Annotated in this window: 14 protein-coding genes and 1 riboswitch; of the genes, 4 read left to right on the forward strand and 10 right to left on the reverse strand. The window is 46.7% G+C overall.

Features of this window, described 5'->3' with window-relative positions:
• Positions 1–2: 2 nt before the first annotated feature.
• On the reverse strand, positions 3–1,577 hold the full coding sequence (locus tag ACYCS5_RS06410; protein WP_459760975.1) for a sigma-70 family RNA polymerase sigma factor: 1,575 nt from the start codon (positions 1,575–1,577) through the stop codon (positions 3–5).
• Between the two features lie 93 nt (positions 1,578–1,670).
• Entirely contained in the window at positions 1,671–2,036 is a 366-nt protein-coding gene (locus ACYCS5_RS06415) for a hypothetical protein (protein ID WP_340886337.1), read from the reverse strand.
• Between the two features lie 261 nt (positions 2,037–2,297).
• On the opposite strand from ACYCS5_RS06415, the gene ACYCS5_RS06420 reads away from it, so the two are divergent.
• A complete protein-coding gene (locus ACYCS5_RS06420) occupies positions 2,298–2,498 on the forward strand; it encodes a hypothetical protein (protein ID WP_029518226.1) in 201 nt (66 codons plus the stop codon).
• Between the two features lie 149 nt (positions 2,499–2,647).
• Here the strand turns inward: ACYCS5_RS06420 and ACYCS5_RS06425 are convergent, their stop codons facing one another.
• The gene (locus ACYCS5_RS06425) at positions 2,648–3,007 is read right to left on the reverse strand and encodes a HesB/IscA family protein (RefSeq protein ID WP_013311832.1); all 360 of its coding nucleotides are present in this window, start codon (positions 3,005–3,007) and stop codon (positions 2,648–2,650) included.
• Positions 3,008–3,378: 371 nt separating this feature from the next.
• Between ACYCS5_RS06425 and mqnE the strand changes: the two genes are divergently transcribed.
• Together mqnE and ACYCS5_RS06435 are read left to right on the forward strand one after the other, a co-directional pair.
• Positions 3,379–4,485, forward strand: a complete 1,107-nt coding sequence (gene mqnE, locus ACYCS5_RS06430) for an aminofutalosine synthase MqnE (RefSeq protein WP_029518225.1) — start codon at positions 3,379–3,381, stop codon at positions 4,483–4,485.
• A 204-nt stretch (positions 4,486–4,689) separates the two neighbouring features.
• A complete protein-coding gene (locus tag ACYCS5_RS06435; RefSeq protein WP_029518224.1) occupies positions 4,690–5,757 on the forward strand; it encodes an NAD(P)/FAD-dependent oxidoreductase in 1,068 nt (355 codons plus the stop codon).
• Positions 5,758–5,841: 84 nt separating this feature from the next.
• Here ACYCS5_RS06435 and ACYCS5_RS06440 read toward each other — a convergent pair whose 3' ends face one another.
• A complete protein-coding gene (locus tag ACYCS5_RS06440; protein WP_023990179.1) occupies positions 5,842–6,099 on the reverse strand; it encodes a YuzB family protein in 258 nt (85 codons plus the stop codon).
• Between the two features lie 87 nt (positions 6,100–6,186).
• Here ACYCS5_RS06440 and ACYCS5_RS06445 point away from each other — a divergent pair, with 87 nt between their 5' ends.
• Entirely contained in the window at positions 6,187–6,432 is a 246-nt protein-coding gene (locus ACYCS5_RS06445; protein ID WP_013311836.1) for a NifU family protein, read from the forward strand.
• 92 nt (positions 6,433–6,524) lie between these two features.
• Here the strand turns inward: ACYCS5_RS06445 and ACYCS5_RS06450 are convergent, their stop codons facing one another.
• From ACYCS5_RS06450 to ACYCS5_RS06475, 6 genes are all read right to left on the reverse strand, one after another.
• Positions 6,525–7,289, reverse strand: coding sequence for an SDR family oxidoreductase (locus ACYCS5_RS06450; RefSeq protein ID WP_029518222.1), 765 nt, complete (start codon positions 7,287–7,289; stop codon positions 6,525–6,527).
• A gap of 142 nt (positions 7,290–7,431) precedes the next feature.
• On the reverse strand, positions 7,432–8,274 hold the full coding sequence (locus tag ACYCS5_RS06455; RefSeq protein ID WP_029518221.1) for a MetQ/NlpA family ABC transporter substrate-binding protein: 843 nt from the start codon (positions 8,272–8,274) through the stop codon (positions 7,432–7,434).
• 74 nt (positions 8,275–8,348) lie between these two features.
• Positions 8,349–9,017 (reverse strand): methionine ABC transporter permease, encoded by a 669-nt coding sequence (locus tag ACYCS5_RS06460; RefSeq protein WP_069012611.1) that lies wholly within the window; start codon positions 9,015–9,017, stop codon positions 8,349–8,351.
• The gene (locus tag ACYCS5_RS06465) at positions 9,014–10,036 is read right to left on the reverse strand and encodes a methionine ABC transporter ATP-binding protein (RefSeq protein ID WP_340886339.1); all 1,023 of its coding nucleotides are present in this window, start codon (positions 10,034–10,036) and stop codon (positions 9,014–9,016) included. Before ACYCS5_RS06465 ends, ACYCS5_RS06460 begins: the two co-directional genes overlap by 4 nt.
• A 136-nt stretch (positions 10,037–10,172) precedes the next feature.
• Positions 10,173–10,312, reverse strand: a riboswitch (SAM riboswitch).
• Positions 10,313–10,437: 125 nt separating this feature from the next.
• Positions 10,438–11,163, reverse strand: coding sequence for a Cthe_2314 family HEPN domain-containing protein (locus ACYCS5_RS06470; protein ID WP_069012609.1), 726 nt, complete (start codon positions 11,161–11,163; stop codon positions 10,438–10,440).
• Positions 11,164–11,214: 51 nt separating this feature from the next.
• Positions 11,215–12,981: a UbiD family decarboxylase gene (locus ACYCS5_RS06475; protein ID WP_459760976.1), complete on the reverse strand. Its 1,767-nt coding sequence runs from the start codon at positions 12,979–12,981 to the stop codon at positions 11,215–11,217.
• Between the last annotated feature and the right edge of the window lie 10 nt (positions 12,982–12,991).

Here is a 12,991-nt window from a genome sequence, read left to right on the forward strand (position 1 = left end):
CTTCAATGTCGGATCAAACCTCCAGCTATATCATCCCAACGCCAAGAAACCTCATGTCCATGGAGATGCAGCCCCCCAAACCACTCATCGATCCCTTGAACTGCAATGCGGTCCGCTGATCCATTCAGTACCTCTTTACCCAACTCTGTCAGAATTACCTTTCGGTTCAGAAAATCCGGAATTTGTCTAAAACCCAAGCCAGCCTCATCCCCGTCAATCATCAGCAAAGGATGTTCGCCTTGCGCCAAAGCACGAATAAATTTCCAGTATTCAAGATCACCCATGCCAAGCACATGCAGAACGTCAGTTACCTGACGAAACAATTCCAATGACGTATCCACTCCATGATGAACAGCCTGAAGCGTGGTCTGTTCCACAACGCCAAGACCATTCCGTTCCGAGGGCAACCGCTTGAGATGCGCTGTGAAGGCTTCATAGGCAAAAGTCAGGCCGGATGCTGCCAATTCTGTCTTCTTGTTTTCCAGCAGATTAGCCATTTGTACAGGATCAGGAGAAGCATACGCCTGCCAAAGCTCGCTTCCGAGTTCCATTTCTTGCCGCCCAATAGTCCGCCAGGTACCGGATAATGTCTGAAGCTGTGCCGGAGTGAGCTGTCCCAAGCCATGAAAGCGTTCGATTCCCGGAAACTCCCCAATGCAGAGCAGGCTCAGCTTCGTGCGGCCCAGTTTCTGTCTTTTGAACCAGTGGAGCAGATAGGCGAGCATGCTCTGATCAAACAGGTCATGCTCAAACCACAATACGACTTCATCATACTTAATAAACTCACGAAGTTTCTGCTCCTGTTCCTCACAACCCGTAATATATTCGCTGGTCGGAATACCCATCGATTCTTCTAGGACCCTGGCCCGCAATGCCCGTTCTTTCGCCCCCGCTGGATTTAAAAATATCGGTCCTGCCGGATATACCTCTCTCCATACAAGCACATCACCCTGTACAACACCCTGCTTCAACATCTCGCCTACAACATCACCGTTAACAATATGTAGCATGTTTTGCCCTCCCTCATACAAATGATTGAACACAGAAACGAGATCAGCTACCGGGAGTGTACCTTTCAGCTTTCGACGAGCATCGTGCAGCCGCTTCTTAAGCGTCGGGACCGGAGTGCCCAGATAATCGGAAATTTCCTGAAGAGAATAGCCGTAAAAATAAAACAGCAGCAGAGGCACGCGCAGCTTGGCAGACAGTGCCTTCACCGATTGTTGCAGAACTTGGCTCTCCTCCCTACGCTCCGCAATTTCTGCTACACCCGGTACTCCTCCCGATATCTGCATAGCCTCATCCAGAGGAAGCATCGAATGATGCTTGCGCCGCAGCATCCGCTGGCACTGTCTTACGACAATGGTCTTGAACCAGCCTGGAAAAGTGGACGCGTTCTGCAGCTTCTCCAGATTCTGATAAGCTTCTATGAGCGCATCCTGCACGGCATCTTCCGCGAGATGGACATCCTTCAGCATGTCATAGGACACCGCATAGGCCATCCCGCGAAAATGCAGCATCAGCTGCCCAAACGCTTCTGCATCTCCTAGCCGCGCCTTTTCAACCCACTCCCTCATACGTCCCTAGCCTCTTTTCTTTCGTGTTCTTATTCTTAAGTGCCAACTCCGTGGAGGAAGGTTACAAACCAGCTAGTTTCCAACAGAAATATATCATCCTTTATTTTTTACGAGGTTAAGTTCAATATGACTTCGACCATGTAGCCATAGCAGTTCATCCAGTAAAAACGTCAATCCATCCTTACTACGCAAACGCTCGATCAGTTCTGTAACGACTTCCATAATCCCACGCTGTACATTCTTCGCTAGTTGGAGGCCCCCACTTTCCCCATCCACATAAAGATGTGGATGGTCCGGTTGTTCTACCTTTCGTACATGTCGCAGACACAATATCCCATGTTCAAGATAAAAGAAATAACTACGATCATACAGAACTCCCTCAATTAATTCATACATATGAGGATCATCATCAGGTCCATATGTCATGGTAGCCCTTTTTAAACTAACTGGATTGTTCATATATTCTTTCACTCCCTCAGAATTTAAATTGTAAGTTCCTATACTGAAATTCTAGTGAAGTAAAACTCTAATTAAAATAATGTGAATTTTTTATTTGATAAGTCCTGAATGTTTGTATGCAATACTGTAATTTATGTATAAGAAGTCGTTCATTAAATACATTCGCAATATGGTATATATACCAAGTTAACTTCTATTTTGTTAATGAGGTACTTATACTATATGTTTTGAATTCTTATAATCAAATTGGAGAGTGATACAATGAATTTTATAAAATCTATTTATACAAAACAAAACGTAAATAGCTCAGTACTCTTTTTTGCATTTTTAGTTCTATATAGTGTTTTTTCTAAGATTGAAATTAAACCCGTAGCTCTTTTGCTTTTTACAGTTGCATTTGCCTTTTTTAATGCCCTGAGTAAATTTGTCCAATCCACACGTAGTGATAATGATCCTAAGTAAGTAATCTCTACATATTAAAAAAGACCTCCAGGACGAATATAGTACGTGACTATACCGTTCTGGAGGTCTTGATTTACATTTTCGAATTGTTAACACCCCATCATGCAGGTTTGCAGACAATTCATTTCATTGTACCCTTTTAAACTACCTTAACAAGGCTCTTCGTTCGGTTTCCCGGCATCTGTAGCTGTACGGAAGCTTGAACCGCAGCCGCATGTAGCTACGGCATTCGGGTTATGAATCGTGAAGCCGCCTGACATTCCAGACTCTTCAAAGTCGATTTCCAGACCGTCCAGGTAGCGGATGCTTTCCTTTTCCACTACAATCTTCATATCCTGTACGTTCATATATATATCCTGATCCGTCTCGTTGTCGTCAAAGCCCATTGCATACGAGAATCCGGTGCAACCACCTGGCGTAACACCCAGACGTAAAAACATATTCGGCGTTTCCTGCTGCTCCAGCATATCCTTCAAACGCTCAGCAGCGGAATCGGTGATGTTAATCATAGCTCCATCCTCCTCTTTTACTTCATGTTCTCCTTCAGTATACTCCACTATTTGCAGGTGCTCAAGTCATGGAATGTCCTTCCCTTACAGGCTTCAAGACCTGTTTTTCTATTCGTTTGTATTGAACACCGGTGGTGTGAGGTTTATAATAGGTGAAGAGTGTGTAAAAGAAACTGTCGGAAATTTGTCATTTCAAAGGCGATATTTTGAGATATTCATCATTGTAGCCTGGCATTGTAACATTTTTCACATATCGTATATCCGCGCTGCCGGATTTTACCGACGGAACGGGACATCCTGTGCGCATCAAGCGCTTGTGCCGCTGATTTGGCGGACAGCCTCGCACAGAGCAACTTGAAGGAGGAATAGGCATGTCCACATTAGTTACACCTTTTACAGACCGCAGAATGGCGGAAATTGTAGAAAAGGTACAGAACGGGATTCGTTTGAACCTCGAAGATGGTATATATTTGTATGAAACTGACGATATCCTCACACTGGGTCAGTTGGCTAACGAAGCTAATTTACGCAAGAACGGAAAAAAGGTTTATTTTATCGAAAACATGAGCCTGTACTTCACCAATGTATGCGAAGCGCGCTGCGCGTTCTGCAATTTCCGCAAGGATCAGGGGGAGGACGGCTCTTATACGTTGTCCGGGCAGGAAATGATTGATTATGTAGAGCAACACATCCATCCGGGGGTAAGAGAATTTCATATCGTCGGTGGTCATAATAATCATGTGCCTTTCCAATACTATGTAGACTCATTGAAGGCGCTGAATGAAAAATATCCCCACGTTACACTGAAAGCCTACACAGCAGCGGAAATTGACTTTTTCACACGCATAAGCGGCTTGAGTATTAAAGAAGTGCTTGAGGAGCTGCAAAAGGCTGGACTTCAATCCCTGACTGGTGGTGGCGCAGAAATCTTGTCCGACGAATATCGCAAGAAGATGCGTGTTACCAAAGCCAACGTGGACCGCTATCTCGAAGTACATCGCACGGCCCACAATCTCGGTATGAAAACTCATACGACTATGCTGTACGGTTCGGTCGAATCGTATCAGGATCGTATTGAACATATGCTGCAAATTCGCGAATTGCAGGACGAAACGAACGGATTTATGGTATTTATTCCACTGTCCATGCAGCCGAAAAGCAAAAACGCCAACATTATGCGTCGTAACTCCGCTTACGAAGATCTCAAAACCATTGCGATCAGCCGCCTGATGCTGGACAATATCGACCATGTCAAAGCTTACTTCATTAATATTGGCCCGCAATTGACGCAGGTCGCTCTCACCTTTGGCGCATCAGACGTCCATGGCACGATTGTGCGCGAGCAGATCAGCCATGCCGCAGGTGCGTTGACCCCTGCCGGATTGACCCGTAAAGAGCTGATCTGGCTGGTCAAAGGTGCAGGACGCATACCTGTAGAACGAGACACCTTCTATAACGAAATTGAAGTTTTCGAATAAATGTAATATCGGATTCAGATTTCCCGCGAGCATATCATCCCCATTACTCACATCATGCAGCATCATGCTGCCCCGGAATACGCTGGTCTGTCTGCCACAGGCAGGCCCGATTCTCGGGTTTTATAACAACAAAAACTTGTGTTAGATCGACGAGACACCAGACCATTTGCCGGGGACACGGTAGCGAAAGGAAGGCGGATTTTGATGAAAAATTTCGTTATTCTGGGGGGCGGCTATGGCGGCCTTACCATTGCCAAAGAATTGCTGGATAAACACATTCCCGACGATGTTCAAGTTATTTTAGTGGATCGAATGCCCTTTCAGGGCTTGAAAACAGAGTACTATGCCCTCGCAGCAGGTACGGTTTCTGATTTTGATTTGCGGGTGCATTTTCCAGATGAGCAACGTCTTATTCGCAAATACGGAGAGGTCACCTCGATGGATCTGGAGAATAAAATGGTCCATTTTCAAGACGGTGAACCCTTGCCCTATGATCAGCTTGTCATTGCGTTGGGTTGTACCGACCGCTTTCACAATACACCGGGGGCTGAAGAACACAGCTGTACGATCCAGTCGTTTAACCATACCCGCCAAACCTATCTGCGCTTGAACGAAATCAAGCCATATGGACATGTCCATATTGTAGGCGGCGGTCTTAGCGGTGTTGAGATTGCAGCGGAGTTACGTGAAAGCCGCACGGATTTGAATATTACCATTATGGATCGGGGCGAGCGGGTGCTGTCAGCATTCCCGCAACGTTTGTCTGCCTATGTACATGCTTGGTTCAAGGAGCATCAGGTTAATGCCCTGAACCATGTTGCGGTTTCTCGTATTGAGCCGGGGGCTATTTATAACCGTGACGAGCAAATTGTAACGGATGCAGTGGTATGGACGGCCGGGATTCAGCCAGTAAAAATCGTGCAGGATTTAGCTGTCCCTAAAGACCCTCAGGGTCGTATCGTGCTCAACGATTACTACCAAATACCAGATCATCCAGAGGTATATGTGGTCGGAGACTGTGCGAGCCTTCCCTACTCTCCAAGCGCTCAGGCAGCAGAGGTGCAAGGGGAACAAATCGCACATATTGTACGTGATCTATGGAAAGGTCAAACGCCTCACCCGCATCCTTTAAAGCTGCGCGGTACATTAGGCGCACTTGGCAAGAAGGCCGGGTTCGGCTATGGCTTTATGGGCAGCACTTCATTGCGCGGCCGTGTACCACGCCTGCTTAAAAGCGGTGTGCTCTGGAAGTCCAAACGCCATTTTGGCTGATCATGCTAAACAAACAAAGAAGACCCGCTCCCAAAGCAGGTCTTCTTTGTATATTGCGTGTATGGGCTAACAGAGCATTATATTTCAATCCAAGTCTAGGTTATCCCATGCTTCAGCTTCCTTAATTTTGTTCATAATCACTTCGTACAGAAGCTCTGCTGAATCTGCGGATACAATCTCACCATTGACCATCGCATAGGGTTCCGCGTTACACTGACCGCAATTACTTAGGCAGCCGTATTCAATCACATCATAATCTGGATTCTGTTCCAGCTTGGACATGATTTCATCAGTGCCCCAATGCATATTACTGGTGCAAAACTCAATAATAGGTCTTAACATTTTTTCACCTGCTTTGGATGACGGGCATTTTAATTTGGCCCGCTTTGTAATATAATAATAAAGGTATAGGAAAGGAGTTGAATTCTAATGAGCGAAACACAAAGCGTTCAAATGTATGATGAAGTAGCAGATGTACTGGATAAGCTCCGTCCGTTCCTGCAACGCGATGGCGGCGACGTTGAGCTGGTTGACGTTGAAGACGGCATCGTTAAGCTGAAGCTGGTAGGCGCTTGCGGCAGTTGCCCAAGTTCCACAATCACGCTGAAAGCAGGGATTGAACGCGCTCTTCTCGAAGAAGTCGACGGCGTCCAAGAAGTGGTACAAGTATTTTAATGCTTGATGCATAATGATCATGAGAGTCTTGACTTCGGTAACGAAGCTCAAGACTCTTTTTTGTGTTACAGCGTCTGAGAGATCACTCAAGCTTATATGGTTGGCCGAATGGGGTCCAATCCTCCCGATACATCCATAATATTGCCTGTTATAAAATCCGAATGCTCCTCACACAAATAGGCGATCACTCGCGCAATGTCCTCTCCGCTCCCCGGACGCCCACGCGGTGTCTCTTTATCCTGCATGCCGATGACATCGGCGATTGACATTTCCTTATTTGCTCCTCGAATATCCCCTGGACAGATCATATTGACCGTGATGCCATAAGGAGCCTCCTCCACAGCCAGTGACTTCGTAAAAGACACCAGCCCCACCTTGGCGGCTGCGTAGACGGCGCGATGCGGCCAAGCCCTCGCTTCTCCAGCATGACCAAAGCCAAAATGAATAATACGTCCCCATTGCTGGCTACGCATGTGAGGCAATACCAAATGATCCAGCAACATGGTACCGACCAGATTCCCTTGTATCATGGTATGAATCTCAGCTACACTGTAATCCGCAAACAGGCGGCGTTCCCGGATGAACGGTCCAGCATTGTTCACCATAATATCGACTCCGCCTAGCCGATCCTGGACTTCACCAATCAGCCTCGTGATATCTTTCTGAACAGTGATATCCCCTTGTAAAGACAGGCAGCGTACTCCCTTAGACTCAATCACCCGCTTAAGCGCTTCGGCTTCTGCTTGGCTATGCACATAATTCAGCGCAATATTACAGCCTTCATTCGCCAGACGCAGAGCGGTCGTTTTACCTAAACCTTTGGCACTACCCGTTATGAATGCGACTTTATCTCTCAACAATTTTCCTCCTGTTCACAGAGAACGGTCACCCCCAAGTATAAAATATTTAAGCTTCCCCTACAACTCTATCCAAAAGAAACCCCAGTCCTCTTGTTCAAGAGAATCTGGGGTTTGCGTGCAATGTGTTCTCGTTCCCTACTTAAAATGCCGGGATAATTGCGCCTTGGTATTTATCTTCAATGAATTTTTTAGTTTCTGGGGATTGCAAAGCTTTAAGCAGCTTCTGAATCGCTTCAGAATCTTTATTATCAGGACGAGCTACCAGAACGTTAGCATATGGAGAATCTTTATCTTCCAGTGCCAGTGCATCTTTCGTCGGGTTCAGCTTAGCTTCCAGAGCGTAGTTCGTGTTGATCAACGCAATGTCCACTTCAGGCAACTGACGTGGCAGCATAGCCGCTTCCAGCTCCTTGAATTTCAGGTTTTTCTTATTTTCAGTAATATCTTTTACGGTAGCTTCAATGTTGCTTGCGTCTTTCAGCTTGATCAGACCTTGTTTTTCCAACAACAACAATGCACGGCCTCCGTTTGTTGCATCGTTCGGAATGGCTACCGTTGCGCCATCTGGGAGTTCATCAAGCTTTTTATATTTTTGGGAGTAGATGCCGAAAGGCTCCAGGTGAACCGCGCCCACAGAAACCAAATTCATTTTGCGCTCTTTGTTCATAACATTCAAGTAAGGTACATGTTGATAGAAGTTAGCATCCAACTGCTTGTCAAACAATTGAACGTTCGGCTGTACATAGTCGTTAAACTGAACGACTTGAAGACGAACCCCTTCCTTTTCCAACTGAGGTTTGATTGCTTCCAAAATTTCCGCATGCGGCACAGGAGAAGCTCCAACTTTCAGCTCCACTTCACGTGGTGATCCGCCTGTATTTTCGGCCGCATTATTTGTATCCGATGTTGTGCTCTTTGTGCCGCAAGCAGCCAGCACCGCAATTAATGTCAAGCTTAATACAGCCAATACCCATTTCTTCATGTTATTACCCCTCCAATAATTTGTAATATTCAGGAGCAGACGTCCTGATCAATAAGGATATCTATATGTTTTCCCTATTTTCGAGTATAATGCCGCACGAGACGGTCTCCCGCCATTTGCAGCAATTGAACCAATACGACCATCAGCACGACCGCAACGATCATTACAGCCGTTTCATAACGATAATAGCCGTAGTTGATAGCCAGTGTACCCAGTCCACCGCCCCCGATCATCCCGGACATTGCCGTGTAGGATACGAGTGTAACGACGGTAATGGTTAATGCGGCTAGCAGTCCCGGAAGTGCCTCACGTAACAGCACACGCCGGATAATTTGTCCTGTCGAGGCCCCCATTGCTTGTGCGGCTTCAATGACACCCTTGTCCACTTCACGCAGAGACGTTTCGACAAGACGTGCGAAGAATGGGGCAGCCCCGATAACCAATGGTGGGATGGTTCCCAACACCCCGGTCGAGGTACCTACCAGCGATCGTGTAAAAGGAATAAGTGCAACGATCAAAATGATAAATGGCACGGAACGTAAAATGTTAACGATGAATGATAATACAATGTATATCACCTTCATCAGAGTCAACGAGGAGCGGCTCGCCAGAAACAATAATATGCCGAGCGGCAAACCAATAATGAGGGTGAACAATGCGGATGCACCGAGCATCTGAAGGGTTTCCATAGTAGAATTCCCTAGCTCTTCCCAACTCACTTGTGAAAAATCAAGTTCGCTCATTGTCCGATCACCTCCACATCAAGTCCTTGCCCAGACACTTCGCGCAGCGTATGCTCTATATCCTCATGATTTCCTTCAAAACGAACGATTAGCTGACCATAGGGTACATTTTTAATCGTAGATATGGTTCCCTGCAAGATCGCAAAATCAACCCCAGTGCTTCGAGCCGTACGCGACAGAATCGCATCATATGTTTTGCTGCCCAAGAAGGAGATACGTACCACCTGCGCCGACTCGCCCTCACCTGCTGCCGCAATCGCTGCTTGCAACTCCTCGGGATGTTCTGACTCCCGCTGGATAAAGTCCTTGGTTACCTGGTGCTGCGGCTTCAAAAATACTTCCGCCACCGGACCTTGCTCCACGATGTCGCCCTGATGAATGACGCCAACTTTATCACAAATGCTTTGAATGACATGCATTTCATGTGTAATCAACACGATGGTTAAATTAAAACGCTGATTAATATCCAGCAGCAATTTCAGGATAGACCCCGTCGTCTGCGGATCAAGCGCCGAAGTCGCTTCGTCACACAGCAATACATGAGGATCACTAGCCAGCGCCCGTGCAATTCCTACCCGCTGTTTCTGTCCACCTGAGAGCTGTGACGGATATTTTCCACTGTGTTCTTCGAGACCCACCAATTCCAGCAGTTCACGAACCTTCTGGTCCAACTTCTGCTTGGGCGTGTTTACCAGCCGCAACGGAAATGCAATATTGTCATATACCGTCGCCGAAGACAACAAATTAAAATGCTGAAAAATCATTCCGATTTTTCGGCGCTGCATTTGTAACTGGGATTGACTCACAGTAGTGAGGTTTACCCCGTCTACCCATACTTCACCTGAAGTAGGGCGTTCCAATAAATTAATACAGCGGATCAATGTACTTTTCCCTGCCCCGGAGTGACCAATCACTCCGAATATTTCTCCACGCTGTATAGAAAGATTCAACCCAGACAGCGCATTAACGCGTCGGTTGCCTTTGCCATAATGCTTGGTTAACTGCTTAAGCTCTATCAACGTGCTGCGACCCCCTTCACTTCTTCCTTACCCTTTTTACCAGTTGTCATCTCTCAGGATTGTATAAAATCGCTATTTATTTATACAAAAAAGAGCCCCTTTCACAGAATGAAAAGGGCCCCACCTTGCGATCCTTTTCTCATCTGCCAAAATCGCTATAACTCTAGCGGTTTTGTAGGAATTAGCACCATCATGTTCCCTCCCAGTGTATTACACCGGGAAAGAACGGGTTGCCGGGCTTCATCGGGCCAGTCCCTCCACCTCTCTGGATAAGAAAAATATGTTAAACTCCAGCTTTAGCTGTCCGTTAAGTTTATATAAAAAAACATAATTCAAGCATTTTTCTGAAACTAGGTTTCAGTATAGATAGTTTACATTGCTTTGTCAAAGGATATTTTCTATCATATTTTTGGGCGTACTGCCCGGTTCTCCCATTGTTTCGCAGTATAAGTAAAGGCGATTGACAACGACCGACACACCATTTCCAAGCCCTGCTGCAAATCTTCCAAATGGTGATCGAGGTCCTCCAATTGGATTTTTCCATACAAAGCTCGGTGTCGTTGCCAGAGATCATCCTGCATTTCCGTATTCATATAGTGTATCTCCGTATTCCGCCGCTTACGCAGCCGATTGATGGCATCGTTGTATGTATCCTTGATATCATTTAAATTATCGGTCAATACAGGATGCATTTTGAGATACTTGAGTTGCCGCAACACGGTAAAATACGAATAATGCGCCTTATACTGCCCTGTTTTTAAATCATACAGATCATTCAGCCAGTTGCCCAGCTTATCCAAAATGGAAAATACCCTCACAAACCCATCCTTATAAAAGAAAACATACAATGCATAGTCGGATTTTTCATCCTCACTCATATCTTCAGCATATCCGGCTTTCACTTTCATACGGAAAAAGGCGGCAGCATGATGGCTCTGCTCCAGTTCATCCAGAGATGACATTAGACCACGTGTCAAAATATCCGCCTTCCGAAAATCGTGGGTCGGATCTCCACCAGCCTGAATTTGCCGCTCCAGCAGGTTTAACATATCTGACATGCTATTCATGGCATCCAGCAAGATGCCCTTGTTCACACGTGGCGGCTCACCCAGTAGCTTGCGTATCATGCTTACGCCTCCTTATAAATGTAAAATCCGGCTGTAGGTTTAATTAGGGCGTCAAGCGAAATAACTCGTCCATCGTTGATCTACAAGCTTAACAATATCCTCACGCGGTAACACCTCATCCGGATACCCCGGCTTCATACGCGCATCCACTACAATCGGCAGCTTATAGTTCAGATGATGCAAACGCACTTCGCTGTCCGCGTACATATCCGTAGCCGGGTTAAAGCGAGTGAATACCGTCCATAGGAACGAGGCTTGAGAGCGAACGACTTCTTTGGCATCGTCCACAATGAAAACGAGCGGCCACTCTTGCTCACCCGCAGCTAATCGCTCCAAAACACGTGCCGCCAGCTCAGGATCTTGCTCAAAAGACGCACCCGATACGACGAGGCAACCTCCGCAATAGGGTTCAATTTCACGAATCCCCGGCAGATCGCTTCCCTCATAAGCACGAGGCAATTCACGTACAGGCTCACCTATTCCCATCAGGATCGCCTTACTGCCATGATTCAGCTTGCGGCCTGTGTAATCGAGTGTATCGTGTGACGTGTGATTGAAAATAAATAAATCCCTTGCTGGATTAAATCGCTCCAGAATGGTTTCCAGCAGCAGGTTAAAGTCAGATAAATCAATGACTCGATCTGTCAGCATCAGGAACTTGGTCAATGACAATTGACCTTGACCCAAAATGGTAAAACCGGATACAAGCGCTTCACGGGAGTAGCTTTCACGTACGACTGCCGCTGCCAGCGCATGTACGCCCGTTTCCGCATACGCCCACAGGGACTTGACGGAAGGCATCACAAGCGGATAGGCAGGCGACAGCAGACGTTGCAAAAACTCACCGAGGTAGTAGTCTTCTTGCCGAGGCTTACCTACAATGGTTGCCGGATAAATGGCATCCTTGCGGTGATGCATATGTTTGACATGAAATACAGGGAAATCATGCTGTAATGAATAATATCCAAAATGATCGCCAAACGGGCCTTCCGGACGGCGTTCATGAGGTGGCACATAACCGCTGATTGCAAATTCTGCTTCTGCTGGAATCCGATGACCCCCAAGCGGGTCCTCTGTCATGGGCAGCTTGCCTCCCATAATAAGCGAAGCCAGCAACAGCTCAGGCAAGTTTTCCGGTGCTGGAGCAATGGCAGACGCAATCAGAGCAGGCGGGCCACCGATGATAATCGTCGTAGGCAACGGCTCATTACGCAGCTCCGCTTCATGATAATGGAAACCGCCGCCTTTATGAATTTGCCAGTGAATGCCCGTCGTCTGATCATCATAAATCTGAATGCGGTACATCCCCAGATTATGATCCTTGGGCTGACCTGGCTTCTCGGTATACACGAGTGGAAGGGTAATAAACGGTCCTCCATCCTCATGCCAACTGGTCACTTTAGGCAGTGGTGCCAGCGGAGCCTCTGTACGGCGAACTCCCAATACAGGAGCCTCGCTATGAGATACTGTTTTTAGGCCTACTTTTAGCATGTCCTTAATCAGGCCACGTTCATTCCACAATGCTTTGGGTGTAGGTGGAAACAATGTTTTGGTTGCTCCTACAATCGCATCCATCAGTTGCTCTGGGCGCGGGCCAAAAGCCATGTCCACACGGCGATTCGTGCCAAACAGATTACTGGCTACAGGAAACGGAGTTCCTTTTACATTCGTGAACAGCAGTGCCGGCCCTTCTTCCTCAATGACTCTTCGATGAATCTCAGCCAGCTCCAAGTAAGGATCGACAGGTGCCTCTATAATTTTAAGATGATTTTCTTTACGCAGTGCTTCAATAAATTGGCGCAAATTCTGGTAGATCAACTGGACGATT

The organism is Paenibacillus sp. SEL3 (assembly GCF_054602585.1).

Excerpts from the sequence above, each read along its gene's own strand:
- ACYCS5_RS06470 (WP_069012609.1), bottom strand. The coding sequence starts at position 11,163 with ATGATACGCAAGCTACTGGGTGAGCCGCCACGTGTGAACAAGGGCATC.
- ACYCS5_RS06415 (WP_340886337.1), bottom strand. The coding sequence starts at position 2,036 with ATGAACAATCCAGTTAGTTTAAAAAGGGCTACCATGACATATGGACCT.
- ACYCS5_RS06425 (WP_013311832.1), bottom strand. The coding sequence starts at position 3,007 with ATGATTAACATCACCGATTCCGCTGCTGAGCGTTTGAAGGATATGCTG.
- ACYCS5_RS06435 (WP_029518224.1), top strand. The coding sequence starts at position 4,690 with ATGAAAAATTTCGTTATTCTGGGGGGCGGCTATGGCGGCCTTACCATT.
- ACYCS5_RS06410 (WP_459760975.1), bottom strand. The coding sequence starts at position 1,577 with ATGAGGGAGTGGGTTGAAAAGGCGCGGCTAGGAGATGCAGAAGCGTTT.
- mqnE (WP_029518225.1), top strand. The coding sequence starts at position 3,379 with ATGTCCACATTAGTTACACCTTTTACAGACCGCAGAATGGCGGAAATT.
- ACYCS5_RS06440 (WP_023990179.1), bottom strand. The coding sequence starts at position 6,099 with ATGTTAAGACCTATTATTGAGTTTTGCACCAGTAATATGCATTGGGGC.
- ACYCS5_RS06455 (WP_029518221.1), bottom strand. The coding sequence starts at position 8,274 with ATGAAGAAATGGGTATTGGCTGTATTAAGCTTGACATTAATTGCGGTG.
- ACYCS5_RS06445 (WP_013311836.1), top strand. The coding sequence starts at position 6,187 with ATGAGCGAAACACAAAGCGTTCAAATGTATGATGAAGTAGCAGATGTA.
- ACYCS5_RS06420 (WP_029518226.1), top strand. The coding sequence starts at position 2,298 with ATGAATTTTATAAAATCTATTTATACAAAACAAAACGTAAATAGCTCA.
- ACYCS5_RS06460 (WP_069012611.1), bottom strand. The coding sequence starts at position 9,017 with ATGAGCGAACTTGATTTTTCACAAGTGAGTTGGGAAGAGCTAGGGAAT.